The organism is Cellulomonas flavigena DSM 20109, from assembly GCF_000092865.1.
Classification (GTDB): Bacteria; Actinomycetota; Actinomycetes; order Actinomycetales; family Cellulomonadaceae; genus Cellulomonas; species Cellulomonas flavigena.
In genome coordinates this window covers 3657505-3682717 of sequence record NC_014151.1, presented here as the reverse complement: position 1 = coordinate 3682717, position 25213 = coordinate 3657505, and the positions used below count along the sequence as shown (strand labels likewise).

At 70.6% G+C, this 25213-nt stretch carries 15 protein-coding genes; 5 read left to right on the top strand and 10 right to left on the bottom strand.

All coding sequences use genetic code 11. The annotated features are described in order from the left end of the window. Nucleotides 1-153 precede the first annotated feature (153 nt). Together CFLA_RS16680 and CFLA_RS16675 are read left to right on the top strand one after the other, a co-directional pair. Nucleotides 154-642: a hypothetical protein gene (locus CFLA_RS16680; RefSeq protein WP_245530265.1), complete on the top strand. Its 489-nt coding sequence runs from the start codon at nt 154-156 to the stop codon at nt 640-642. 100 nt (nt 643-742) lie between these two features. Next, nucleotides 743-1012 (top strand): hypothetical protein, encoded by a 270-nt coding sequence (locus CFLA_RS16675; protein WP_013118517.1) that lies wholly within the window; start codon nt 743-745, stop codon nt 1010-1012. Between the two features lie 128 nt (nt 1013-1140). Here the strand turns inward: CFLA_RS16675 and CFLA_RS16670 are convergent, their stop codons facing one another. Together CFLA_RS16670 and CFLA_RS16665 are read right to left on the bottom strand one after the other, a co-directional pair. Continuing rightward, a complete protein-coding gene (locus tag CFLA_RS16670) occupies nt 1141-2004 on the bottom strand; it encodes a hypothetical protein (RefSeq protein WP_013118516.1) in 864 nt (287 codons plus the stop codon). A gap of 3 nt (nt 2005-2007) precedes the next feature. Continuing rightward, nucleotides 2008-2604 carry a DUF6318 family protein gene (locus tag CFLA_RS16665; protein WP_280956306.1) on the bottom strand — a complete coding sequence of 199 codons (597 nt, stop codon included), beginning with the start codon at nt 2602-2604 and terminating at the stop codon, nt 2008-2010. A 204-nt stretch (nt 2605-2808) separates the two neighbouring features. Here CFLA_RS16665 and CFLA_RS16660 point away from each other — a divergent pair, with 204 nt between their 5' ends. From CFLA_RS16660 to CFLA_RS16650, 3 genes are all read left to right on the top strand, one after another. Continuing rightward, on the top strand, nt 2809-4080 hold the full coding sequence (locus CFLA_RS16660) for an MBL fold metallo-hydrolase (protein WP_013118514.1): 1272 nt from the start codon (nt 2809-2811) through the stop codon (nt 4078-4080). A 580-nt stretch (nt 4081-4660) separates the two neighbouring features. After that, on the top strand, nt 4661-5305 hold the full coding sequence (locus CFLA_RS16655) for a hypothetical protein (protein ID WP_013118513.1): 645 nt from the start codon (nt 4661-4663) through the stop codon (nt 5303-5305). After that, nucleotides 5302-6027, top strand: a complete 726-nt coding sequence (locus CFLA_RS16650; protein ID WP_013118512.1) for a hypothetical protein — start codon at nt 5302-5304, stop codon at nt 6025-6027. The genes CFLA_RS16655 and CFLA_RS16650 overlap by 4 nt, the downstream gene beginning before the upstream one ends. A 33-nt stretch (nt 6028-6060) precedes the next feature. Here the strand turns inward: CFLA_RS16650 and CFLA_RS16645 are convergent, their stop codons facing one another. From CFLA_RS16645 to CFLA_RS16610, 8 genes are all read right to left on the bottom strand, one after another. Beyond that, nucleotides 6061-6708: an RloB family protein gene (locus CFLA_RS16645; RefSeq protein WP_043599204.1), complete on the bottom strand. Its 648-nt coding sequence runs from the start codon at nt 6706-6708 to the stop codon at nt 6061-6063. A gap of 2 nt (nt 6709-6710) precedes the next feature. After that, nucleotides 6711-7997 carry an AAA family ATPase gene (locus CFLA_RS16640; protein WP_013118511.1) on the bottom strand — a complete coding sequence of 429 codons (1287 nt, stop codon included), beginning with the start codon at nt 7995-7997 and terminating at the stop codon, nt 6711-6713. Between the two features lie 102 nt (nt 7998-8099). Continuing rightward, the gene (locus CFLA_RS16635; protein WP_013118510.1) at nt 8100-9236 is read right to left on the bottom strand and encodes a hypothetical protein; all 1137 of its coding nucleotides are present in this window, start codon (nt 9234-9236) and stop codon (nt 8100-8102) included. Then, nucleotides 9236-10432: an McrC family protein gene (locus CFLA_RS16630; RefSeq protein ID WP_013118509.1), complete on the bottom strand. Its 1197-nt coding sequence runs from the start codon at nt 10430-10432 to the stop codon at nt 9236-9238. Before CFLA_RS16630 ends, CFLA_RS16635 begins: the two co-directional genes overlap by 1 nt. After that, nucleotides 10429-12591 carry an McrB family protein gene (locus CFLA_RS16625; protein ID WP_187291310.1) on the bottom strand — a complete coding sequence of 721 codons (2163 nt, stop codon included), beginning with the start codon at nt 12589-12591 and terminating at the stop codon, nt 10429-10431. The genes CFLA_RS16630 and CFLA_RS16625 overlap by 4 nt, the downstream gene beginning before the upstream one ends. Nucleotides 12592-12614: 23 nt before the next feature. Beyond that, nucleotides 12615-16583 (bottom strand): Eco57I restriction-modification methylase domain-containing protein, encoded by a 3969-nt coding sequence (locus tag CFLA_RS16620; RefSeq protein WP_013118507.1) that lies wholly within the window; start codon nt 16581-16583, stop codon nt 12615-12617. Beyond that, nucleotides 16583-19423: a helicase-related protein gene (locus tag CFLA_RS16615; protein ID WP_013118506.1), complete on the bottom strand. Its 2841-nt coding sequence runs from the start codon at nt 19421-19423 to the stop codon at nt 16583-16585. Before CFLA_RS16615 ends, CFLA_RS16620 begins: the two co-directional genes overlap by 1 nt. A gap of 12 nt (nt 19424-19435) precedes the next feature. Then, complete coding sequence (locus tag CFLA_RS16610; protein ID WP_245530264.1) at nt 19436-24634, bottom strand: DEAD/DEAH box helicase; 5199 nt, start codon at nt 24632-24634, stop codon at nt 19436-19438. Nucleotides 24635-25213 lie beyond the last annotated feature (579 nt).

The following is a 25213-nucleotide window of genomic DNA, read 5'->3' as shown; positions in this document are numbered from 1 at the left end:
GTTGTCGTCGCGCTGCTGTCCAGTCTGATTCCGGCGTGCACCTCTACCGATGCCGCACCTGCGATTCGACCGTCGTTGATATGGGTGGGCGGGCGGCCGTCCGGCCCCCTCGAGTCTGACGAGTGGGTCGAGACGGTCAGAGAGGCCGAGTTCGTGCTGGCCTGGGCATCCAACGAAGCGGACTTCACGCCGCCGGAGGTCACATCCACGTGGAGCAATTTCACGATTCACAGCTTCGCCGCGGCGGTTCAGGGCGATCTGCTTCACCGCAGCCCGCACGTATATCTCGGACCACGTCCCGTTGCTCCCGTCGCGGTGCAGGTGGACGACGATGGGAAGGGCGCGGTCGTCGCCGCCTGCGTGGATGCGATCGAGATGCAGCCGCCGTACGACGACGGAAACGACTGGCCCCTGGTGCGCTACTACCCCGTTGAGCTCACTGAGAGCGGTGATCGTCGGATGGCGACCGGCCGCCCACCGCAGGAGCCGTTCATCCTTGCCGACGGGACCGAGCTCGCCGACGAGTACTGCAAGACGCTCGATATCCCTCGCGCTGTCTTCGACCCGGCCCCCGATCTGGAGGCGTTGGCACGCAAGGGGAGGGATGACGTGCTCGTCCCGCCGCTGGAGCCGGTCAAGTGAACCGCAATGCGGGACGGCCAATGCCCTCCTACGGTCCTGTCCGACCTTCGAGGGCGAGTGCTCGTCCCGAGTCGCCAGCAGCCTCTCAGGAAGTAACGCAATGACGGACCTCAAGGTCGACGTTGCCGACGTCGGGAACTTCGCGGCCGTACTGGATCAGCAGGCCGGCGTCGTGGGCGCCGAGTGTCATGCGACGGGCCAGGCGCTCGGTGCGGGGATGGTGCAGGACGCGTTGGGCAACGTGTCGCTGGTGCTGACGGTTCTCGACCAGGCGTTGGCCACGGGTGCCGGCGCGTTGGCGCTAGATGCCCGGTCCAGTGGCGATGCGTGGTCGGCAGCCGACAGCAGGATGTCGATGCGTCCCGTGTGACCGGCCACATCGCTCGATGCACAGGGGCGACTGCCGGCGCTCTGTCGGACGCGTCCCGCGCGGTGTCGGGCAGAAGCTGCGACGGCAGAGCCGCTCGACGCCTGCACCGACGGTGCAGGGTGAGGCGGTCAGCAGTCCGGGGGCTTGGGCCTGTCGGTGCAGAGGTTGTCGACGAGTCGGCTGGTGCGCTCCTCGACCCGGAACGGTGCGCTGGTGGTCGTGGTGAGCGCGACGCCGTCGATGTCGCGCCAGACCGGGGAGCCGTCGACCTGGTAGCGGCCGGTCCACTCGGCGGTGAGGGTGATGGCGCGTTCGGGGCTGGGCAACTCGTACTCGTGGAACGTGTCGTGGTCCGGGTACGGATGCCCCGGGGACCGGGTCGAGAGAGTGTGGCCGTCGCCGAAGTCGTAGGTCCAGAAGGTGGGGGTGGCCTCGACCGTCATGCCGACGCCCAGCAGGTCGGTGCGCAGGGTGACCGGTGTGGGGTCGGTGCGCACGATGGTCTCGATGTTGATCAGGACCCAGCCGCGGTCGGGCTGCAGAGTCAGTGCCGGTGCGGGGAGGGGGAGGCGGCGAAAGTCCGCTTCCGTCAGGACGGGGAGGATGTCGACGCCGCATCCACCCAGGTCGACGTTGCGCCACGGGCCCCAGATATCGTCAGCGGAGGCGCGCTGCCGCCTCCACAACGGCAGCAACTGCGTGTCTTCACCGCACGTGTTGACATTCGCGACGGTGCCCTGAGCCTCGGGGCAGTCACCGTTCAGCGGCGTGGTGAGTACTGGGCCCGCGACGTCACACATGGGCGCACGAAGAAAGTCCTCGAGGTCGTACTCCGCTGTCCCGCGCTTTCTCTCGTGCTCGTCCTGCATCGCCTGACCTCGTGCCGCCCCGATCGTGGCGCTGTCACCGGCCAACTCGGCGTCCGGCACGATCCCGTCATCGCCTGGGGCGAGGGCGAGGATGATGCCGAGTGCGACCCCAGCCAGACGCACCTGTCACGCTCCCGCGGGAGTCAGTTCGACCTCGTCCACATGCCAGCCGCCATCCCAGGAGAGAGCGATCAGAGCGTCGACGGTGCCGCCGGGCGTCGTGCTCACGGGGGTGCCGGAGCTGTCGATGCGGGTCGAATCCTCCTGCGAGAGGCGCGTCGACACGAGGTACCACGTGCCCTCGCGTTGCTCAGTTGTCGCGGTGTTGCTGGCGCTCATGGCGCCAGCCTCGACGCGCTCTTCCGCTGCGAGCATCTCGGTGATCTTGGAGCGCATGTTGTTGCAGAACGTGCAGTCGGGTGACGACAGCACGTCCCACTCCGTCAGGTCACCGGTCCTGTAGATGTGGGGATAGAGATCGGTCATGAAGAACTCGGCCGTGGCCGCGGCACCCTCCGCGGTGGACGAGGACATTGCGTCCGGTCGTGAGGGGGTACTCGGAACCGTCGGCGTAGGAGTGGAAGTGGGTGTTGGAGACGCCGTCACGGCCGGTGGCGTCGTGGGGTCGGGGCTGCTGCCGCCGTCGCAACCTGCGAGTGCGATTGCCACCGAGAGGGCGGCTGTCGATGCGAGGGCTCGTCGGTCCCAGGTGCGCGGCGGCATGCCGGAAAAGTACCGGTTCTGTGCCGTCCGCAGTCCTGGCAGTGCGGATCTGTGGACAACCGGTCGACGCGCGGGGGTCCATCGGGCACGGGTGCTGACCATGCCGGGAGCATCGGTTCGGGACGGTGCCGGGCAGGGATCGATGCCAGCGGGCACTGGGCCGACCGGGTGAGCGTGTCGGACCCGCCTGGGACGGTCCTCCACATGACCACGACGACCGGGATGCGGGTCCGTGTGCACCGCGGGTGCCACGAGGTCGGTGGGACGTGCGTGGAGGTCGAGGCCGAGGGTGCGCGGCTGGTACTCGACGTGGGTCGGCCGCTGACGGCCGGCAGGGAGGACGAGGTCCCGTTGCCGGACGTGCCCGGCCTCGCCGACGGGGCGGACCCGTCGCTGCTAGGTGTGCTGATCTCGCACGGGCACCTGGACCACTACGGGCTTCTCGACCAGGTGCACCCGTCGGTGCCGGTCTACGCCGGGCGGGCGGCCACGGCGATCATCGAGGCGGCGCAGTTCTTCTCGCCCGGGCCGTCGCTGCGCACCGCGGGCCACCTGGTCGACGGTGAGACCTTCTCGATCGGCCCTTTCCGGGTGACGCCGCTGCTCGTCGACCACAGCGCGTTCGACGCCTACGCCGTCGTGCTCGAGGCCGGCGGTGAGCGGCTGATGTACACCGGCGACCTGCGCGGTCACGGACGCAAGCGGACGTTCGAGCGGCTGCTGGCGTCGCCCCCGCCGGACGTCGACGCGCTGCTGATGGAGGGCACGCACGTCGGCTCCGAGCGGCACGAGCCGCGCACGGAGGCACGCGTCGAGCTGGACCTGGCGGCCACGTTCCGTGCAACCACCAGCCTGGCGGTCGTCGCGTCGTCGGCGCAGAACGTCGATCGGCTCGTCACCGTGTACCGCGCGGCTCGGCGTGCCGGGCGGACCCTCCTGGTCGACCTCTACTCGGTCGCGGTCGCCGGCGCGACGGGTCGCTCGACCATCCCGCAGCCCGGGTTCCCGAGTCTCGGGGTGTGGCTGCCGCGACGGCAGCGCGTGCGTGTGAAGGAGTCCGGTGAGTTCCACCGCACGGCAGCGGTCCGGCCGTACCGCGTCTTCACCGAGGAGCTGGTCGCGCACCCGGAGCGCTACGTCGTCCTCGGCGGGCAGTCCGTGGCGCACGAGCTGCTGCGTGACCGTGCGCTGGCGGTGGGTGGCACGTTCGTCTGGTCGATGTGGTCGGGCTACCTCGCCGAGCCGTCGGGTGCCCGTCTGCGGGAGGCGACGCGTGCCGCGGGCGTCCCCGTCGTCGAGCACCACACGTCGGGCCGCGCGTCCGTCCGGGATCTGCGCAGGCTCGTCGACGCGGTCAAGCCGGGGGCCGTCGTGCCGATACACACAGAGGGTGCCGACGAGTTCGTCCGGCACTTCCCCGGGACCACCCCCCGACGCGACGGCGCGTGGTGGTCGGTAGGCACGGAGGCATCATGATCACCACCCAGGAGCTTCCGGACGTGCTGCGCCGCCTCGGGGCGACGGACGTCGAGCACCGGCAGGACCGGAAGCGCTCGATCTCCTCGACGACGATCCGGTTCGTCAAGGACGGGCGGCGTGGCGTGGCCGTCGGTGCTGAGATGGCGCATCAGATCGACGTCTTCACCGACCTCGTCAGCCTGCACCTGGACGATGCCGGCAGGGGCTTCCACCCGACGGACCTGTGGGTGTGGTTCGCCGAGCGCCCCGGTGACGGTGAGACCTCGGTCGCCCTGCAGACGCTGGCGAGCAGCACCCGCACGCTGAAGGTCCACCTGCGGGCGATCACGCCCGACGGTGGGCTGGCGGAGCCCGCGGACGAGCGCGTGCCGTGGTCCGACGCAGATCACTACCGGTACCGGCAGTGGGCGGACCTGCTCCGGGCCGTCCCGGAGGAGCCGCCGGGCCTGGTCACAGCTCTGGTGATGGGCACGGAGCGTCCCGAGTACCGCGCTTACCCGATGCTCTCGTCCCGCGGGCGTCGGTGGTCCATCCGGTTCGAAGGGCTGCAGGTCGCGGTCTGCTCCGCGACGAGCGGGTGCTCGACGTCGGCAAGGACCGCGCCGACGGGCGCATCAGCCACCACCGGAGCAGGTGGATCGAGATCGCCGGTGCGGCGCCGATCACGCTCGACCTCACCGCGGAGAGCCTCGACCGGGCCGTCCACGTGCTGCGGGAGTTCGCGGACGCGCCCGGGGCGGTCGCCGGGGTGCAGGACGAGCACGCCCTCGAGTCGAGGATCCTGCGCGGAGCCGTGCCGCTCGGTACGCCGGCCGGCGAGCCTCTCGAGCTCATCAGGGAGCACGACGTCGTCAACTGGGGCAGCCAGTTCCCCACCCGTTGGGGTGTGACCTCCCGCGCCGCGCGGTACCTCGACGGCATGCTGAGGGTCGGCAGGACGCCGTGGGCGCTGGAGATGAAGGTCGGCGGCGCGAGCGGTGAGCGCTATTACCGGCACGCCGTCCACCAGGCCGTGCTGTATCGCGACTTCATCCGAGGCGCGACGCCGCTGTCCCACTGGTTCGACAGGTTCAACCTCGACCAGGCGGAGTGCGAGGCCGCCGTCGTGGTGCCCGAAGGCGGGCCCGACGAGGCGCTGGAGCGGCTGCGTGCCGTTGCCACCGAGCTAGGAGTCGCGCTGATGACCGTCCCCGTCGAGCACGCGCTGCGGCCGGGCGCGTGATCGCGGACCGGGTCGCCGGGCTGCTCCGCGGGCTCTGCCTCGGGGACGAGGCGGCCCGCGGGTCCACCGACCTGGGCGCCGTCTCTCGGGCGGTCCTGGCCTCGGCACGCCGGCTGTGCACCGACGCCGTCGACGGGGAGGCGCTGCGACGTGGCGGCGACGACGAGCCGGACCTGGTCCTGGCGATGGCCGCCCCGGTCGCTGTCATGATCGCGCCGCGCCAGCACCAGACGTTCGACCTCGTCAACGCCGGGTGGCTCGACCACCTCATCGGCAGAACGGTCGGCGACGGCGTCGCACCGGTCGACATCGACGCCACCGGGTGCGTCGTCCACAGCCTCGCTCTGAGGCTCCTCGACGTACGCGAGCCCGAGGCGCTGCGATCGCCGGACTCGTGGCTGACGAGACCGAACCCGGTCGACGACCTGCGGTCCGCGCTCCGCAGCGGTCAGAGGTACGCCGTGGCTGCCACGGCCAGTGACGTGCTGCGGACGGCAGCTGACGCGTTCGAGCTCGTGCGCACGTGCTCGACCGTCGACGAGGCGCTGGGAGCAGTTCCCGGGGTGCCGCCGACCGCCGCGGCGCTGGCGATCGGGATCCTCGGCGCTCAGCACGGGGCGTCGGTGCTTCCGCCGTCAGCGTCAGACGCCACCCACGAGGCCGATGCTCTCGCGGCACTGTTGCTGTCCCTCACTCTTCGCGACGAGACCCGTCGCCCGTGACGCCCCCCGGGAGCCCGACGATGAAGCTCACTTCTATCCGGATCGATCGTGCAGTGCTCGCAACTCGCGATGCTCAGGATCGAACGTCTCGATGAACGTGTACACGCTCGAGGAAGGATTGTCGTGCGGGAGCCGCGCGCCGTCATCCGCGTGCCGAGCAGCCAGAGCTCGCGCCCGGCGGACTGCTTCGTGTCGTGACGCGAGAAGCGTGACGTCAACGTGCTTCCGGGAGACCCCAGGCAGCGACTGGGCTCTGGCCTGCATCTCGTGGGTTGACGTCGCAGGCCGGTTCCAGTCGCGCTCGTGCAGAACGAGCCAGAGCTCGAAGCACGGGTTGGAGATCGCCAGGCGCACACCAGCCTGTCGAGCGAGCTCGACCGCCTCGGCGAGACGAGGGTGCGGTGTGGGCGCCTCGACATCGATGAAGCACCACACCTCGTCGAGCTCGGGATCTTGTGCTCGGGCCGCGGCAGCCTCGACCAGCGGGTACGGGACTGCGGCGTCAGGGGCGATCTCGATGCGGACAGTGGTCTGCCGCCGTACGGCGGGTAGGCGCTTGAACGCCCGGAGGTACTCGGGCTCGGTCACGCTGCCCTCGCAGCAGACGACAACCGTGCGCAGCTCGGCGCGCGTCCCGCTCGTCCGGCGCAGCTGCGGGCGGGTGCGGTCTCGGCGTGCCACGTTCAGCCGATCAGGCCGAGCGCCTGCAGCAGTCCCGCTCGATCCACGTCCGGAAGTGCGCCGAATCGTCCGTGGAGATAGGCGCTCTCGAGGTTCTGTGATCGGCGAACGCGCTCCCCGGCGAAGTCGGAGAGCGCGCCCAGGTGGGTCGACCCGTCGTCGGACTTCTCGGTGAGCCAGACCTCGTCACGGTTGAGGTGGTTGAGGAGCGCGGCGTCGTGCGACGTGAACACGAGCTGCGCGTTGCGCGGGTTCGTCGACCGGTCACGGAACAGCCGCAGCAGCTCGACCGAGAGAGCAGGATGCAGACTGGCGTCGAGTTCGTCGACGACCACGAGACTTCCGCGGTCGAGGGCTGACAGCACGGGCCCGATCAGGCCGAACCAGGTGCGGGTTCCCTCGGACTCGGCTCGCAGCTCGAACGAGACGCGCGAGTCGCCCGCGCGGTGGACGAGCTGGGGTCGGCGTCGGATGCGTGTGCTGCCGTCCGCCGCGACGACCGGCTCGTCGACGAACGTGACGTCCTCGATCCCCAGGTCGGCGAGTCGCAGGAGTGCCAGCGCGCGGTCCCGGGGGGCGACGAGAGGGGAGTCGACGTCCGGCCCGTCGAACAGGGTCGGTTGGGCAGCCTCGTCGCCGAAGAGCTTGGCTGTCGGTGACGCCCAGGCGTCCGCCCACGCACCCAGCCGCCCCGTGCCGAGCCGCCGGCCGTTCACGCCGAACGTCTGCATCCGCAGCACTCGTGACGCGAACGCACCAACCCGTCCGTCGTCGAACCGGCGCATGGCCGACAGTGCCAGCGTGCGAGGGGTCAGGAGGCCGCGGGCCCCCGTGAGCGCGCCGAGGCCGCGGGCGATCGTCAGCTCATCGCCGTCGCGCTCGAAGACCTTGCGACGTCGACGCTCCGGGTACTCGAAGAGCGCCTCGTACAGCACGCGGTCGCGCGTGACCTCGAGCTCGTAGTCGACGCGGACGCCGTCGACCGTGGCCTCGACGACGAACCTGCTGGGCCGCGTCGCCCACGTGCCGAACGCGAACGGCTCGACGGGGATCTCGTCCTCCCAGGAGCGCAACGAGTCGCGGACGGCACCTTGGAGCCACCCGAGTGCTGCGAGGACGTTCGACTTGCCGGAAGCGTTCGGTCCGTAGACGCCGGCGACCGTCAGCAGGTGCTCACCCAGTGGCTGCTGCTCACGCGCGGCCTCACGGTCGCGGTCGATCGCCACCATCGAGAGCGTGACGGGGTCAGCCACCGAGCGGAAGTTCTCGACCTCGAGACGAACGAGCATGGAAGCAGGCTACAGCAGTGGCGCGCTCAGACGGCGGCTCTCGTCGCAAGATGACGAGAAAGCGGCCCTGACTGCGCCTCGGTGTCGGTTTGGTCGATGCCGTCACATGTATCCGCGGTGGAGTTCTGACTCGGCGGGCGTCGTGGCAGCGGCAACGCGCGCGGCCTGTGACGTTTCGAGGTACGCCGCCACCCACCAGCGGCGGTCGACGACAGACCAGGGGCCGCGAACGATAGCGGGCCCCGATCGCCGAACGATCAGGCTGCCGCCGAGCCGCAGCCCCACAACGAGGAGGGGGGCGCACAACAATGCCAAGTCGACAGGCTGCCCCCATCTGGAGAAGACGAACCCGAGGTACAGGAGCAGCCACAGGAGCAGGTAGACGACGGAAGCAGCCCCCAGGATCGGTGCTCGCGGGACACCTCGGAAGAACGCCACCGGTGCGATCAGGGTGACCGCACCAATGAGGGTGAACACGTAAGCCGCCAGGCCCAGGCCGACGAGCCTGGCAGCGCGCTCTGGGTGACTTAGCGCTATGGATCCGATGACCAGTGCGCACGGTGCGAAGGTCTGTCCCACCGTCGGGAGCACCAATCTGGAGGCTCTCGCCCGAGTGCTTCCGCGTACGGCGGTGACCTGCTCGCTTGAGAGGCCCCACGCGTGCAGCTGCTCCAGGATGCGCTTCTCGTTGGCACGCCGGCCCTCGTCGACGAGCGCCTGAATGTGAGGTGGGTACCGGATCGGTACGAGGGCGGCCAACGACGCCATCAGTGCGCCGGCCATCAGTGCCGCGACGAGGCGCCCTGCCGACTCGCCCGCCGTGTGACCTGCGGCCTGCCACTCCGCCTGGGCGTCGACGGCCGCCCATAGCGCGATGGTCGTTCCAGCCCACCCTGCGATGACGGCAATCTCGCGTAGCTGTTGCCCTGCCATCGAGGCTGCCGTGTCGTCGGTGCTGCTCTGTCGGACACGCTCAGGCTCTCGCACGACACCGAGGCCGTAGACGACCAGGAACACCGTGATGAGTGTGAGCGCCTCGTTCAGGCTCAGCCGCGGGAGCGCATCAGTCCACGGGGTGCCGCCGCCGAGCGAGGGGACCGTGGCGATCAGCATCGCGACACCGAGCGTGAGGAGTATCGACAGCCCGGTGGTCGTCGCGATCGATACGGCGAACGCACGCCGAGCATCGCGAACGCGCTGCGCAGGGTCGTCGAAGGCGGACGAGCGGTCACGAGCCACTACGCCCCCTGGCGTGGTGCGAGGTGGACGATGTGGGCCGCGAGTGCGCCGACCTGACGCAGGAGCTCGCGAGGCGGCGTGTCCAGGTCGAGGGCGTGCTGGTGCACCGAGATGGAGGTGCCGGCGATGCGATGGTGCGCCTGCGGCTCGTTGCCTCGTGCGTACACCAGGTGACCGCGTGCGAGGCCACCGACTGTGCAGTACGCGAGCATCTGGTACAGGTCCGCGTTCGGGTATCCGCTCGGCTTCTCGGCCTTGTACTTGGCGTCGATGACGGCCGTGGGACGCGTCGACCCGGTGCCGTACCAGACCAGGTCGGGCTTCATGTCGATGGACGCCCCCTCGTCGAGGTGCCACCTGTCCTGCGGACGGCATACGCCGCCGCGCGCTTGGAGCGCACCCCCGAGGGCCTCGGCGAGGAAGTCTTCGAACAGCTTGGCCATGTCAAGCATGAACCCGTCGATGCGCACCAGACCGGCGTCCTGCTCGACGGAGCTGCCACGCAGGACGAGCTCACCGAGTCCGAGCGCGACGTGGTAGCGGGTGTTGAGTCGCGAGCGTGACCAGCGCGGGACGGTGCCGCCGCTGGGGAGCGGGCTGACGTCGGCCAGTGCGCGCGAGAGCCGGCGTAGCCGTGGGCGGACGTCGTGCGGGAGGTGCTCCAGCCGGAGCAGGCGGTGGGTTGCCGCGCGCAGGATCTGGTTCTCGGGGATGTCGACGTCGAACTCGTCGTAGCGGATTTCCAGCGGCAGCGGCAGGCCGTGGTGGCGGGTCAGCTGGTCGGTGGTGCGGATGCGGCCGCGGAGCACGGGCGATGAGCGCTCCTCGACGCGGTAGCCCTGCAGCAGGCCCTGGGCCGTGGCACGTTCGGCCTGGCGGGCGAAGGCCCACGCGATCGCGGTCAGCAGGTCGGTGTGCTCGTCGAGCGGGACGTCCTCCTCGCGCCACAGCGACCCGTCGCGTGCGTACCCGACGAGGAACATGAGCCGTCGGATGTCGACCTTGGGGCGCACGACGATCTCGACGTCGCCCACCCGGGCGACGCCGACCTTGGTCGTGGGGCCGACGGTCCACCACCCTGCGGCGACGGCAGGCGCCGCGGTGACGAGACCGCTGGCACGCAGCGCGAGTCCCGACCGCTCGTCGAGGGCCACCTCGACGGGGTCACCGCCTTCGCGCAGTTCGAGCCTGGTCACGGCACCGGGTCGGCGGCCTCGTCCGCTGCCTGTACCGGATCGGGGGTCTCGGGTGGGACTGCGGCGCGGGCGACCCGAGCGGTGATTTTCGACAGCGAGTACCGGCTGGTGACGTCGAACCCTTCACCGAAGTGGTGCTCCTCCAGCAGAGGCAGGATCGCCGTCTCCCACGCGGTCTCCAGGCCGCCGTCGCGGTGCACGTCGTCACGCATGAAGTACGACGGGCCGATGCGGAAGTCCTCGTCGGTGATGAGCGCGTTGAGGTGGTCGAGCACGTCGGCGGTGGTGGCCGGGAGGCCCTTCCGGTCGAGCCAGCGGCGCAGCATGCTGCGCGTGGGCTCGACGCTGGGGTGCAGCGCCTTGAACGCGAACCGCCGGCGCATTGCGGCGTCCACGAGGGCGATCGACCGGTCGGCGGTGTTCATGGTGCCGATGAGGAAGACGTTCGACGGCATCGTGAACCCGGCCTCGTCGCCCGTGCTGTACAGCAGGTCGATGGCGCGGTCGCGGTACTCGAGCAGAAAGTAGAGCTCGCCGAAGACCTTGGCGAGGTTGGCCCTGTTGATTTCGTCGATGATCAGCACGTACGGCGTCGACGGGTTCTCCCGCGCGGCGTCGACCAGGCGGCGGAACGGCCCCGGGGTGAGCGCGAAGCCGACGGTGGCAGAGCCGTCCTTGGGCGCGACCGGGCGGTAGCCCTCGAAGAAGTCCTCGTACGAGTACGCAGGGTGGAACTGCACGAGCTTGACGGCGGACTCGTCGGTGAGGTGGTGCGCGATCTCCTGCGCGAGGTAGGTCTTGCCGGTGCCCGGCGGGCCGTAGAAGACGATCTGGCGGCGGTCGCGGAGCAGCTCGATGCAGGACTGCACCCACGCCCGGTCGACGAGCAGCCGGTCGGCCAGGTCGTCGGTCGCGGGCCGCAGCACGAGCTCGGTCGGCGCGGTCTTCGCCGCCTTGGTCTCCTCCTCGACGCCCGTGGCGACCAGACCCGCCAGCGCCGCGAGCTCGCTCGTGAGGTCGATGACCGTGTGCTGGCTCGACAGCTTGGGCTTGAGGGCGGCCGGCAGGTCGGTGAGGTCGACAGGTTGGTCGGCGTTGCGCCAGGTGACGTCGCGGCGCAGGTTGGACCGGTCGTCCGACGAGCGCACCGACGTGACCTCGCCGGTGACGTCACCGAGGTAGAAGCTGCCGCCGTCGTTGACGAGCACCAGGTCGCCCACCTGGATGCGGTTGATGAACAGGTCGAGCTCGGTGACCTTCTCGTTGCGGGTGTTGTAGGACTTCTGGGCGTAGTCCTCCTCGACGACCGCGACGATCTCGGCTCGGGTCAGCGGCAGGTCGAGCGAGCGGATCTGGCTCGCCGCGACCGACACGGACCCCCGGGTGAGCCACGTCGGCACGAGGTTCTTGCCGTTGACGTTGTTGCCGCGGACGAGCCACGCACGGCGGGTGCTCGGCGACGTGGTCTCCGCCAGGAGCTCGCGCAGGTCGTAGGACGTGAGGCGTGTTGCCTGGCTGGCGCGGCCGTTCTCGTCGAGCTCCACGCCCTCGCCACGCAGGACGTCGGCGGGGTCGTCGGTGCGGCTCGTGTCCGCCCAGCGGAAGTCGGTCGGCACGGAGCCCTCCGCGGTGAGTACCCGGTGAGCCGCTGGATGCGGCGTCCCGGTGACGGCGCCGGAGACGTTCTGAAACGTGCGCCCCGTGAACTGCGCCAGGTCCGTCAGCGACGTCCACATGCCCGGCTCGATGACGTCGAGCGCGGCGCGCAGGAGGTCGTCGGTGGCCGCCGTCGGGCCCTCGCGCTTTCGGCGCCGCACGACGGCCTGGTACTGCCGGGTGAGGGTCGAGTACAGGTCCGTGTCGGAGGCGGCAGCGTCCATCGCGGCGCGGCCCGCGTCCGTCAGCGACCAGCCGTCCGCCTTCGAGAGCCAGCCGACCACGCGGGCCCAGCTCGACGCGAAGCGGATGAACGTCTCCATGCGGCGGAACCCGCTGTTGTTCGTCGACAGCTCGATCGCGGTGGGCGACACCTGCTCGGACACCAGCCGCAGCACCTCGGCCGGAGCCATCGGGCGTTGCGCTGCCGCGAGGATGCGGAACGTCGCGCCCAGCAGGAGCGGCCGGCGGATGGATCCATCGGGTGCACGGTCGACAGTCACCGGGGACGTCCCTTCGTCGGTACTCATGCGTCGTGGCGGGGGCCGTGACCCGGTGGCGGGTCGAGGGGGCTGACGTAGACGGTGCCCGCTTGCGCGGCCGCGGTCATCGCGTCGTAGGCCTCGAGGATCAGGCGCTTGGTGCGGAACTCGCCGTGGTCGCGTTCCTCGTACTTGCGGACGACGAAGAACGAGTCCATCACGTGCTCGACCTCGCCCCGGTCAAGGCCGTAGAGGAGGAACATCGCGGCGTCGAGCTCGGCGCGAAGCTGCTCGCGGCGGCCAGGCACCCAGCGGAACGGGAACACCGATTCGGAGAAATCATTCGCGTAGGCCGCCAGGTGGCTCGAGGTATGGCAAAGTGCAACTACTCGCGGTGTGATCCACTTAAGGAGTGGTTGGTCCGCTACTCCGCGTAGTGTTTGATCGAAATCTTCCGGGAGTGGCGCGGCGAGCTGTTTGGTGAGGAAGTACTTCATGCCCGTGCCGCTCAATTTTTGCCGTGCGATGTAGTCGAAGCAGTGGCTCGACCATATTGCCTGCAATGGCAGCGAGTGGGCGGGCCCTGAGGGCCATGCGAGAAGGAACTTGTCACCCACTGCCGATCTAGGCAGGACGCTGGGGACGAAGGTGCGGGCGTCGCTCGATCTCGCGATGTCGCGCCAGCCGAGGAACCAGTCGCGGTCCCAGCGACCCGCGATGGCGGTCTCGACGTCCTTCTCGGCGACCCAGTAGCGGGCGAGGGGCTCGACGTGCGGGTCGTCGTGCTGGGCGTCGGTCAGGCGGGGGAGGGTGCCCATGTTGAGCTGCGCCTGGGTGGCGTTCGCGTAGGTCGAGTAGCGGTGGTCGTAGTGCGAGAGCATCTTGGCCTCGTAGAGCGGCAGCCACCGTTGCGTGCCGAGTGTCCAGGCCCAGCCGTCGAACTCGGCGCCCCGGGCGCGCAGGTCGTCGGCCGTCTCGAATAACCCCGAGTCGTTGGACATGTGGAACATCGTGGAGAATCGCAGACCCCACGGATTGCTGCCCGAGGCGTCGTTGACCAGGACGGGATGACGCCGGTAGATGCCCAAGGTGATCTCGGCGTCGCGGCGTGATCTGAACATCGGGAGGGTCCCCGTGTTGGGGTTGAGTGCCAGGATCTCGTCGGGGTCAAGCCCAAACCGTGTGGAGACGGCGTCCGCGACGTGCCTGGTCAGGAAGGAGAGTCGAGCCTGGTCCGCTCGGACACCACCGGTGAGGCAGGCGACCGCGAAGCGGAACGCGTGATGCACGTTCTCAAAGATCTTCGCCTCGTTCTCGAAATCGTAGAACGCGGCGAGTCGCCCGGACGATACGGTGTCGGCGAAGAAGGCGGCGGTCGTCGCATCCGTGGCGAGACCGGTCGGGGTGATGATGCCCATGCGCCCGTGGTGAGCGATCGACGACCGGAACAGTTCGGCGAAGACGCTGTAGGTGTTGACGTCGCCGACACCGCACAGCGGGTAGCGACCAGACTTGCGCAGGTAGTGGCTTGCCGCCTCTGCCGCCCGGCTCGCGGCGGCCCACTCGTCAGCGAGGCCGGGGTTGTCGGCCGTCAGCGCTGCGATGAGCTTCTTCCGCGCGGCCGAGTTCGCCGCACCGGCGATCAGGGCGTCACGCTGCGCGAAGAACTCCTGCTCCTGGAGCTTGATGCGCTCCCACGGCGGGTTGCCCACCATGACGGTGAACCCGCCTGCCCACCCGTGTTCACCGACCGGTGCGGACGTGTCGAACACGTCCGGGAACTCCAGGTGCCAGTGGAAGAACCGGAACTGCGCGGTGAGCCGCTGGACGGTGCGCACGACATCGTCGGGCGCGGTGCCGTCGCGCACGGCGTCGAGTGTCGCGCTGGTGATCGCCGTCGTGCCCGGCCTCTTGGTCTGAACGAAGGCCGTGCACCAGGCGTCGGCGTGCAGACGCTCGCGTGCCAGCTCGGGCGACGCCTGGAACTGGCTGTAGGCACGCTGCGCGGCGTGGACCTCCCGCAGGCGCGGCGCGCCGACCGCGGGCGCGACCGCTCGCGAGAGCCGACCGCGCAGGTCGATCGTGCTGGTCCCGACGTCCCCCAGGTCGAAGAGTGAGCCGTCGCCGCTGGACTCCCGCTCGGCCTTGTTGCGCTTCTTCAGCGCGGTGGTGAACGGCTTGTCATCCCCCGTCAGGGCGACATAGGCGTCGTCGGGGATCCCGTCGGCGAGCAGCGCGGGCGTCGTGCCGAGCAGCGCGTTGCCGACCTTGATGTGGGCGTCGAGGAACGACAGCGGACGCCCGGGGCGCATGGACTCGAGCCACAGCGAGACCTTCGCGAGCTCGGCGGCCAGTGGGTTGAGGTCCACGCCGTAGATGCATGAGCCCACCACGTCGTAGAGCGCGTCCTGCAGGTGCGTCGGCGTCGGGTCGATCTCCCCGGAGCGGACGATCGCGAGGCGTTCGGCGATGCGGCGGGCCGCCGCGACCAGGAAGTGCCCGGACCCGCACGCCGGATCGCACACGCTCATCGCGAGGAGCGCGGCCTCGGGGTCGGGCTTCCTCTCCGCCTCGTCGAGCAGGGGCGTGAGGGTCTCGTCGAGCACGAGGTCGATGAGCGAGGACGGCGTGTAGTAGGAGCCCGTGGTCTTGCGGTCGTTGCCGGCCAGGTTCTCCAGCGAGAAGGTCTGCTCGGTGCGCTGGTACCGGGGGACGAGCTCGAGCAGCGACTCGTAGATGGAGCCGAGCTCCTCCGCGCCGAGGTTCTTGTAGTCGACCGTGCGCAGTGGCTGGCCCTTGGGCCGCACTGTCGACAGGTGCCGCACGGCGGAGAGCAGCGCGTCGTTGGGCAGCTCGGCGTCGGTGAAGAGCTCGGTGCCGTCGTCGTCGAAGATGCCGCCCAGCCCGGGCAGTGCGAGCTCGGGGCAGCCGTCGTCCTGGCCCAGACGCCGCAGCACGAGCCGCTGCGCCTGCCACAGGTCGCCGTGCCGCGTCCCGCGCCGGCGCAGCGCGAGCCGTCGCAGCCGCGTGGTCGAGAAGTACTCGACGTAGCGCGCGCGGGCCACCGGGTCGGCGTCGGCGGGGTGGAGCGCCTGCCGGTCCTCGGCGACGAACAGGAACAGCAGCCGGTACACGAGCCGCAGCAGGGCCTGGTGGTAGTCCGCCAGGTGCAGCGACTCGTCGTCGAGCCGCGCCCGCAGCGCGGTGTTCTGGGGCGCACGCAGGAAGCCGGTCCCCAGGTCGGCGATCGCACGCTGCACCCCGTCCGAGAGCAGCGTCAGCGCGCGTGCACCTGACGCGATCGCCGTCGACCGCCACTTCTCCAGCCAGCAGTCGCTCGGCGGGGCGCCCTCGCTCTGCACCTCGACGCGCGACTGGTGCAGCAGCAGGAACAGCACGACGAAGTCGGCGAACAGCTCGCCGGTGAAGATCGCCTCGAGGTCGAACTCCACGTACGACTGCGTCGACAGCGACGTCGAGTCGCGCAGCAGCCGCAGCACACGCCCGTTGGAGACGACCGCCCACAGGTGGTCGTCCGAGCGGTTCAGCAGCTCCTGGACCATCGCGTGCGGGGCCCGCTCGGCCGCACCCGGCACCCCCTTGGTGCGCTTGTCGAGATCGACGCCCCACCCCAGCAGGTGGATCGGGACAGCGCCCCACGCATGCGACACCGGGAACGCCTTGCCCGCGACGGAGATGCCGCCTGCGGGTGTCGTCTGCAGACGCCCGTAGCCCAGCTCGCGGAACAGCACCTGGAGCCACCGCTCCCGCGTCAGGCCGACGGCCGCGTCACCCTCCGGCAGGCGCGCCAGCGCGTCCTGGAACGACGGCCACACCCCCACGAGGTACGCCCACGCGCGGTTCGCCGCCTCACGCGGCGACTCACCCGCCGCCAGGTGGTAGTCGCGGCCGGAGAACCCGCCCAGGTCGGGGTCACCCGCGGCGACCCGCGACAGCAGGTCGGACGGGAGCAGCGCCCCGACGGAACGCACCGCGGTCAGGTCCCTCGACATCAACGGCCTCCGACGACAGGCAGGTACAGGTACACACCGAGGACGTCCACCGGCGTCTGCGCACGGACGCGCAGACCCTGCCGGGCGGCCCCGGCGCCCGCGCGGACACGGCGGTGACTCTCGAGCAAGCGCTCCGCGCGCTCCTGCGCCCGGGCGTCGAGCACCGACCCCCAGGTCTCCACGCGGCCGAGAGCAGCCGCGATGAGGTCGCGGGCCTGGTCGCCGGGCACGTTCGCCTCCGCGGGCGCCGCCAGCAGGGCCGCGACCTCCGGCTCACCCAGCACCTCGGGGTCATCCGGGTGGCCGCGGAACGCGACGACCTCGCAGTCCTCGGCGATCAGCGTGCGCGGCCCATCGGCCGACGGCAGGTCGAGGTGGAAGCGGTAACGGAGCAGCAGGGCGGTCGTACGTGACGACACGTGCGTCGTCCGGACGACGCCGGCGCGGCGTGCAGGCGCGCGACGGGCCGTCGTCTGCGCGTCGAGCGCGGTGTCGAGCACGTAGCGCGCCACCGCCTCGACGCTCGGGTCTGTCCGCACCAGCAGCGCGTCGCGCCGGGGTGCGGGCATCTGCCGGTGGAAGCGCAGCGGTGACGTCGCGCCCGGGGGCAACGCGTCGCGCAGACCGGGAGCGAGGGTGTCCGTGATCGCCTCGAACCCGACAACCGTGGGTGTCACCGAGGCGCCGAGCGCACGCAGCGACTCCTCGACGAACGGCTCGATCTGCCCGTGGGCCCCGAGTGCGGCACGCACCTCGGCGACCTCCTGCGCGACCGCGTCGGGGTGGATGGTGCCCTGCGCGTACTTGGTGCGCGACGCCTTCTCGGTCTCCGCAGCCGAGCGCCACTCCTGCTCCAGACGGCGGTCGGCATCGGCCAGGCCCAGGTCGAGCTCCATCTGCTCGTGGTTCACCCCGCGCAGCACGAGACCTTCCAGGAGGGCTTCCAGCAATGCGTCCGACTGGCTCGGCACCGGCACGGTGACGCCCGTGGCCTTGCTGATCGCCTGGTGCCGGCGGATCAGCACGTCCAGCACCAGGCCGTCGATGCTGTTGTCCTTGCCGTAGATCGTCACCGCACGCACGGTCGGCGCCGTCTGGCCGAAGCGGTCGACGCGTCCCTCGCGCTGCTCGTGCCGGGTCGGGTTCCACGCCAGGTCGTAGTGCACGACCGCCTGGAACGCGTCCTGGAGGTTGACGCCCTCGGACAGGCAGTCCGTTGCGACCAGGACGTGCCGGGCGTCCGTCGACGTCAGCGCACGGATCCGCTCCTGCCGCTCCGCCGGCGGCAGCGTCCCCGTGACCACGGCGATCTCCGCGGTCTTCTTCAGCGCGTCCGCCAGGTGCCGGCCGACGTACTCCGCGGTGTCGATGAACCGGCAGAAGATGATCGGGTCGAACCCGTCGGCCAGGAGGGCCTTGACCTCCTTGACCAGCGTCGCCAGCTTCGCGTCCGTCGCCGGGCCCTCCAGCGCCTCGGCGCTCTGCGCCAGCGCGCGCAGCCTGGAGCGCTCGGACGCTGTCGTGCTCTCCGCGTCCTGGGTCAGCGCGCCCGGGGTGACATCGACGGCCTCGACGGCCTCGTCGTCCGCGGTGTCGAGGACGCTCGCGCGCCCCAGTGCGTCTGCCTCGGCCAGGTCCGCGGCCTCAGCTGCTGCGGCCCGCATCCGCAGCGTCGCTGCTGCGGCTGCCGGCGACGATGCCAGCGTGCGCAGGAGCGCGAGCACCGACCACCACCGCACGCGCTGGTGCACCGACCCGTCGCCTGCGCTGCGCACCTGCTCGCGGGCGTAGTCGAGCACCTTGGTGAACAGCGCCCGGTACTCGGGCTTCAGCGCGTAGGCGACCTCCCGCAGCTCGCGGTCCGACGGGAACTGCGTGTCCTCGTCGAGGTAGTGGCGGATGTCGCCGCGGCGTCGCTGGACGAAGTGCCGGGCAAGTCGCTCGCGGTTCTGCGGGCGGTCCAGGTCAAGGTGCGCCAGCTCCGGATCCAGCAGGCCGACCAGGTTGCGGAAGCCGTCCTCCTTGCCCGAGTGCGGAGTCGCCGTCACCAGGACGAGATGACGTCGCGGGTCGCGCGCCAGGTCCGTCAGCAGCTCGTGGCGGCGGTGCCGCTGCCGCCCGCCCGCCGCGCTGTCGTCCGCGACGGCCGTGTGCGCCTCGTCGACGATCACCAGGTCGGGGCAGTGGTTGAGGAACTCCGCGCGGTGGCGGTCGGACTTGATGAAGTCCGTCGAGACCACGACGTGCGGGTACCGGTCGAACAGCGACTCGTTCATCATGAGGTCACGTTCCAGGCGGCGGACCGTCGAGGTGAGGACGAGCTCGGCCTGGATGTGGAACTTCGACGCCAGCTCCGCCTGCCACTGCTCCGCGAGCGCCGGGCTGCACAGCACCGCGAGCCGCTTGGCGGACCCCTGGGCCAGCAGCTCGGCCGCGATCAGTCCCGCCTCGACGGTCTTGCCGATGCCGACGTCGTCGGCCACCAGCAGGCGCACCGTCTCCTGCCGCAGCGCCATCAGCAACGGCACCAGCTGGTAGGCGCGCGGCTCCACCGCGATGCCCGCGAGCGAGCGGAACGGGCCGGCCGACGAGCGGAAGCCGAGCTGCAGAGCTGTCCGCAGCAGGCCCGCGCTGGTCGCGTCGCCCAGGTCGTCCGGGTCCGGCAGCGGGTACGTGGCGTCCTCGACGCGCTCGAGCGCGGTGTGCACGCCCGCTACGTCGTCGTGACCGCCGCCGAGCGGGCGCAGCAGCAGGAACTCCGCGGAGCTGTCCGGCAGCACCACCCACTCGCGCCCCCTCGCCCGTACCAGGGCACCGGGGGCGTACGTCGCTGTCGTCATCAGTTCTCCAGATCAGCTGCGGGACGTGCCGAACACAGACGGGTAACGCTGCACGACGCTCTCCCACGGGTCGTCGTGACGGACCCGGACGACCATCCACCCGAGGTCCTCCAGGCGCTCCTGCGCGGCCTGGTCGCGAGCCTGCTGCGTGGCGTGGTCGTGGACCGGCCCGTCGACGAACACCGCGACCGGACCCGTCGCCAGGTCGAACACGAGGTCCGGACGGGCGTGCGCCTCCGCGACCAGTACCTGCGCGCGGTCGGGCAGCCGGTAGGAGTGCTCGTCGAGCCACGTCACGAACGCGCGCTCCAGGCCGGAGTCAGCCAGCGAGGACAGCTCGTCACGCTGCTCCGCACGGGACCGTCCGCCGGCTCCCGTGCGGACGTCGGCCTTGGCGAGGTCGAGGAGAAGGTCGCGCACCAGGTGGCGGTTGATCGACGCGTGCTCGTGCTGGTTGCCATAGGCCAGCAGGCACTCGTAGCAGGCGTGCTCGCACCGCTCCGCGTCCGGCCGCGCACTGGGCGAGTGGCCCAGGTCGGCGCCCGTGTCCGGGTCGAAGTGGGCGATCTCTAGCGCCTTGCGCGCGACCGCCGCGAGCGTTCCCCGCTCGCTGACCAGCCGCCTCAATGCGCCCGCGCCACCCTCGGCGGCCTCCGTGAACAGCACGCGACCACGGTGGTCCAGGTCAGGGAGGCGCTGGGACTCCAGCTCGGAGTCCTCGAGCTGGAAGACGGCCTCGGCGCCGCGCTCCAGGGCGTACCGCAGCGTTGTGGCTGCCGCGTCGTCGACCGGGTGGGCGAGGCGGAACAGCAAGATGTTGCGGCGGTCCTCGACGTAGGGGATGACCTTGAGGACGGTCTTCGCGTCCTCCAGGGAGAGGAGCGAGTCCGCGTCCACGGTCGCGTCCGCTGCGTCCTTCTTCTGCGCCCAGCGGCCGGTCGCCGCGTCGAGGAAGAAGCCGCGGTCGTGGGGGTCCTTGCGGCGGCGCCTGCCCACGTTGGCGACGCGGATCGTCGCGCTGTCGCCGTACGTCAGCGAGCCCACCGTCTGCCCGTCGGTCGTCGCGTCCGCGTCGACGCGTCCCGGGCGGTCACCGTGGTCGTGGAACCGGTAGGAGATCTCGAGCTCGAAGCCCGCCCGGCGGCGCTCCTCCTCGTCACTGCTGATGCGCTCGCGGCGCCGCGTGAACACGGTCTGGAGCCGCAGCAGGTTATACGTCTTGAGCCCGAGCTGCGTCCCACAGGAGTCGCACACGTCGGCGCCCGCGGCCACCGGGTGGTGGTACCCGCAGGCTTCGCAGCGGCGCGCCTCCTCGGTCTCCGCGACGCCCGCCTGCTCGGCCGACCGGGGGAGCTGCACCCGCTCGACCTCGTACCGCGCGCCCTCGTGGTAGATCAGCGACCCCGGGCCGAACTCGCTGATCGCGAGGAACCGGGGGCGTTGCAGGTAGTCGCCGTCGCGCTTGCCGCGTCCGCCCGGGATGTACGCCGCGAGGGGCAGCCGCGGGAACGAGTAGCCCGGCAGGAAGCCCTCGGACGCGAAGTAGCGGTACGAGTAGAAGTCGGTCTGCCCGTGCTCGGAGTCGTCGTTGCGGAGGAGTGCGAGCTGGTTCCTCGCCTCCCACTGTCGTCGAGAGGCGGCCTCCTTCTCGAACTTGGGTGCCCGCGGGTCCACCGCCAGCTTCGACTGCGCGTGGTACTCCGTGGAGGCGGTCCGGTAGAGCAGCCGCCACCGTTCCAGCGCGGCGTCGAACGCGGTCGGCGCTGAACGCACCTGGTCGCCGACCCAGCCGTCGTACCACCACATCACCTGGTCCGGGTCGTCCCAGGCGGTACGGAGCGCGTCGATCACCGCCTCGGCCCGTGCAGTCGCGCGCCGCTGCACGTCCGGCTCGGTCAGTGCCCGCCACACCTCGGGGAGCACGTTCAGCGAGGGGTCCACGCCCGCGGCGTCGACGATGTCGGTGATCCGCGACTTCAGCGACTGCCCGGTCTCCGCCAGCCACACCGCGTGCACGTGCGACCGCACGAGGTCCTCGTTCGCCAGGTCGAGCCGGGGTGCGGCGACCGAGCCTGCGACCATCTCGCGCGAGTTGCGGAAGTAGTAGGTGTCGTGGGCATTGCCCGTCGCGCAGTAGGTGACGACGAGTGCCGGCTGCCCGCTACGCCCCGCGCGACCGGAACGCTGCGCGTAGTTGGCCGGGGTGGGGGGGACGTTGCGGAGCCCCACCGCGTTGAGGCTCGCGATGTCGACGCCGAGCTCCATGGTCGGCGAGCAGAACAGCAGGGGGAGTGTGCCGTCTCGGAAGTCGTGCTCGCGCTCCTCGCGCTGCGGGCCGGGAACCTGTGCCGTGTGCTCCTTGGCGTGCAGCGCCCGGAGCCCGTCGGCCACCTCGCGGTACAGGTTCGTGAAGAACGGGTTGACGCGGATGACCGCCTCGCTGTTGGTGCTCTTCCGCAGGGGGTCCTCTGCACCCTTCTCCCCGTCGCCGGCGCGCCACCGGATCGCCGCCGCCTTGAGGCGGTACCCCGCGACGCCCTCGACCTCGTCCGCTTCCGTCAGCAGCCCGCCCTGATCGCAGAGGACCCGGAACATGTCGCGGATGACCAGCTCGGCGTCGTCCGTGCTCAAGTCGGACCCCAGGGCTGCCGCGCGCCGCAGGTACCGTCCGAACGCGGACCGCCCGGAGACGAACAGGTCGTTCCAGCCCTTCCGCTTGGTCGTCCCACGCGGGTACACGACACCCGCCGCGACGACCTTCTCGTCTTCCGGCAGCGCCCAGGGGCCGGTGAGGTGCTGGCGCGAGTCCCGCTGGATCTGCTCGAACCCCAGGTGCGTCAGGCAGTCGACGTCGACCGCGAGGACACGCCGCATCTCGTCCAGCAGGATCGAGCACAGCTCCTTGCGCAGGTCCCCGGGGGCGTCGCGCAGCCGCGGGTGCGTGCCCTCCCACACGTCGTCCGTCGCAGCGATCTCCGGCAGGTCGACGTAGTCGACGCGCAGCAGACCGGTCTGCTCGAGGTTGGGCATCGTGATGCGCCACCCGCGCTGCAGGTCCGCGTAGATCCGGTACTCGATGACCGAGCGCAGCGCGCGCAACGCCGACTCCTTCGCCGAGAACCGCGCCTCCGGGTTCGCGGCGAAATCCGGCATCTCCAGGTGCAGGGCGTCCGCAACGCGCTGAGCCACAACCTCGTGCGTCAGACCGGCTGGTTCGTCCGCGAGCGCCCGGAACAGGGCGCCACGCAGCTGCGAGATCTGGACGAAGTCGTTGAAGTGGCCGGCCTGCAGCGACGCGTCCTGCCGGTTGTCGACGAACGTCAGCAGCTTGCGCGCATCGGCCGGCAGCTCGGACGCCGGGAGCTGCTTGAGCGAGCGGACGATGCTAGCGCTCACCACGGTGACCGCCGACGACCGGCCCTCGCGGTCCAGCGTCGCGAGCTTCGCGTAGTCGTTGCCGCGCACCTGCTCGTAGGACACACGGCACCGCATGCAGAACGCGAACGGGGTCGAGACAAACCACGCCCGCAGGCCGCTGTGCGGTGCGGTGACACTGCCGTCCGGGGCGATCCACACCTCCGTCGGCAGGTACTTCTCCTTCGTCGCGAGCACCTCGGTGCTCCCCGACGGGTCCGTCGTCAGCCAGTGGTCGGGCAGCCGGTTCTCGACCACCGGGTTCGCCGGCCACGGCAGGTCGGAGGACACGTACAGGTACCCCGTGACCGCGTCGCCGCCCGACGCGTCCGCGTCCTGGCGCGGGACGAACGCCTCGCGGCCGCCCGCAGTCTTGGCGACGACGAGGTACTCCTGCCCGCACTCGCGGCAGAACCCCAGCGGCAGCAGCGCCTTGCTCGCGTCGCCCGGCACCCGGAGCTGGTAGGTGCTGGTGATGTACCGGGTGTCCTCCGGCTCCAGCGAGACGTAGACCGTGTCGCCCTTGGACAGGAACTGGTGCAGGCGGAACGCGAAGAGCGGGCGGCCGGTGACCGGGTGGCGGGTGTTCGAGCCGATGAGCAGGACGGATCGGATGGCCTCCGCCGCGGCCGGTTCATCCGCGCCGGTCAGCTCTGCGAGGGTGCGTGCCGCGACGCTGACCGTCGTCGGTGTGCGGCGCACCAGACGGCCGCTCTCCGGTTCGGTGTCCAGGCCGAAGGTCGTCTCGACCCATCGGGACAAGGGATCGGCCGCGAGCTGCTCGTACGTGAGGTCAGCCAGCGTGCCTGCGGCGCGCACCGAGCGCAGCAGTGCGTCCGTATCGACACGGCTGTCGGACGTCGCACGCGTCAGGGACTCGCCGATCACTCGCTCGGGCGTCACCTCCGATCCGAACAAGCGGGTTGCGACGTCCGCCACCGTCGCCCTCTGCTCGGCGACCGAGCCACCGGACGCCATCGTTGCCGACGTACCGATCACCTGGAGGTTGCTTGACGCGCAGGCGTCGCGGAGCCTGCGCACGAGGAGCGCGACGTCGGCCCCCTGGCGTCCGCGGTAGGTGTGGAGCTCGTCGAGGACCAGGAAGCGCAGGTCGCGGGCCGCGCGGATCAGGTGGGTCCGCTCGTCCGGACGCGTGAGCACGAGCTCGAGCATCACGTAGTTGGTCAGCAGGATGTCAGGCGGGTTCGCGAGGATCTCGCGGCGGCGGTCGTCCCGCTCCTGGCCGGTGTAGCGGGCGAAGGTGACCGGCTCCTGGCCCGCGGGGTACCCGTAGCGCAGGAACTTCTCGAGCTCGAGCGTCTGCGAGTTCGCCAACGCGTTCATCGGGTAGACGACGATCGCCTTGACGCCAGGGACGCGGGCGCCGGCGGACTCTCGCTCGCGTAGCACCGCGTCGACGATCGGCACGATGTAGGCCAGTGACTTCCCCGACCCCGTGCCTGTCGTCAGGGCGTACGAGCCGCCCGTCCTCGCCGCGTCGATGGCCTCGCGCTGGTGGCGGTGCAGCGTCAGCGTCGACGACCCCGGGTCAGCAGGGTGCTTCTTGACGCGGAAGATCCGCCCGTTCTCCGGGTGCAGCACCCCCTCGGACACCAGGTCGCTGACGGTGCCGCCTGTCTCGAAGCTGGGATTCAGGCTGAGCCACGGGTCCGGCCACTGCGCACCGCCATCGAGGAGCGAGGAGACGTGCTCCGCGATCCGACGGTCGCGGACCTCGACGGCGCCCGAGGTGAATGCGCGATAGTCCGCGATCAGGCGATCGCGGATGCTGAACACGTCCACAGCCCAGGGCCCCCTTTGCGCTCGCCTGTCTGGGGTCGAGTGTGCCATCGGGAAGCAGGAGGTCGAGGCAAGACCGCACGTCACGGCCCGATAGTTGGCAATTGCCCTGGATCGACCACTCGCACACGCGGCGGGCGCCAGCCACGCACGACCTCACCGCGGCGCTGCTTCGCTCTGTGCCTTGTGGCGAAACTGCTGGTACCTCCAGCTCAACGCATCCTCATGCGGGTAGGGAGCATCTGGACCGACCGACTTCCCGGATCGGAGCGCCATCAACTGTCTGGCGGGTGAAGCCTCGGAGTCGCTCGTCTGCTCGCGGCGCGGTGCACACGTCACGATTGAGAACGCCTCCGCTCATGCCGATGAAGAGGGGGTGACACTCCTCGTCCGTGAGCCGGCCGGTGGCCCAGCGGCCACATGTGGTGCGCGGGTCCGTTGACCGATGTCGACCTCGTTCCAGGAGTCACCCTTCCCTCTGACGCCCGCACAACGTCGTGCCGCCCTCATCGCGGCGGAGCGGGAGCGGCGGCAGGCGCAGCGAGAGCGCCGTGAGGTCGCCGCGCACAGGTCCGT

Excerpts from the sequence above, each read along its gene's own strand:
- CFLA_RS16615 (WP_013118506.1), bottom strand. The coding sequence starts at position 19,423 with ATGACGACAGCGACGTACGCCCCCGGTGCCCTGGTACGGGCGAGGGGG.
- CFLA_RS16640 (WP_013118511.1), bottom strand. The coding sequence starts at position 7,997 with ATGCTCGTTCGTCTCGAGGTCGAGAACTTCCGCTCGGTGGCTGACCCC.
- CFLA_RS16675 (WP_013118517.1), top strand. The coding sequence starts at position 743 with ATGACGGACCTCAAGGTCGACGTTGCCGACGTCGGGAACTTCGCGGCC.
- CFLA_RS16660 (WP_013118514.1), top strand. The coding sequence starts at position 2,809 with ATGACCACGACGACCGGGATGCGGGTCCGTGTGCACCGCGGGTGCCAC.
- CFLA_RS16620 (WP_013118507.1), bottom strand. The coding sequence starts at position 16,583 with ATGTCGAGGGACCTGACCGCGGTGCGTTCCGTCGGGGCGCTGCTCCCG.
- CFLA_RS16665 (WP_280956306.1), bottom strand. The coding sequence starts at position 2,604 with ATGCCGCCGCGCACCTGGGACCGACGAGCCCTCGCATCGACAGCCGCC.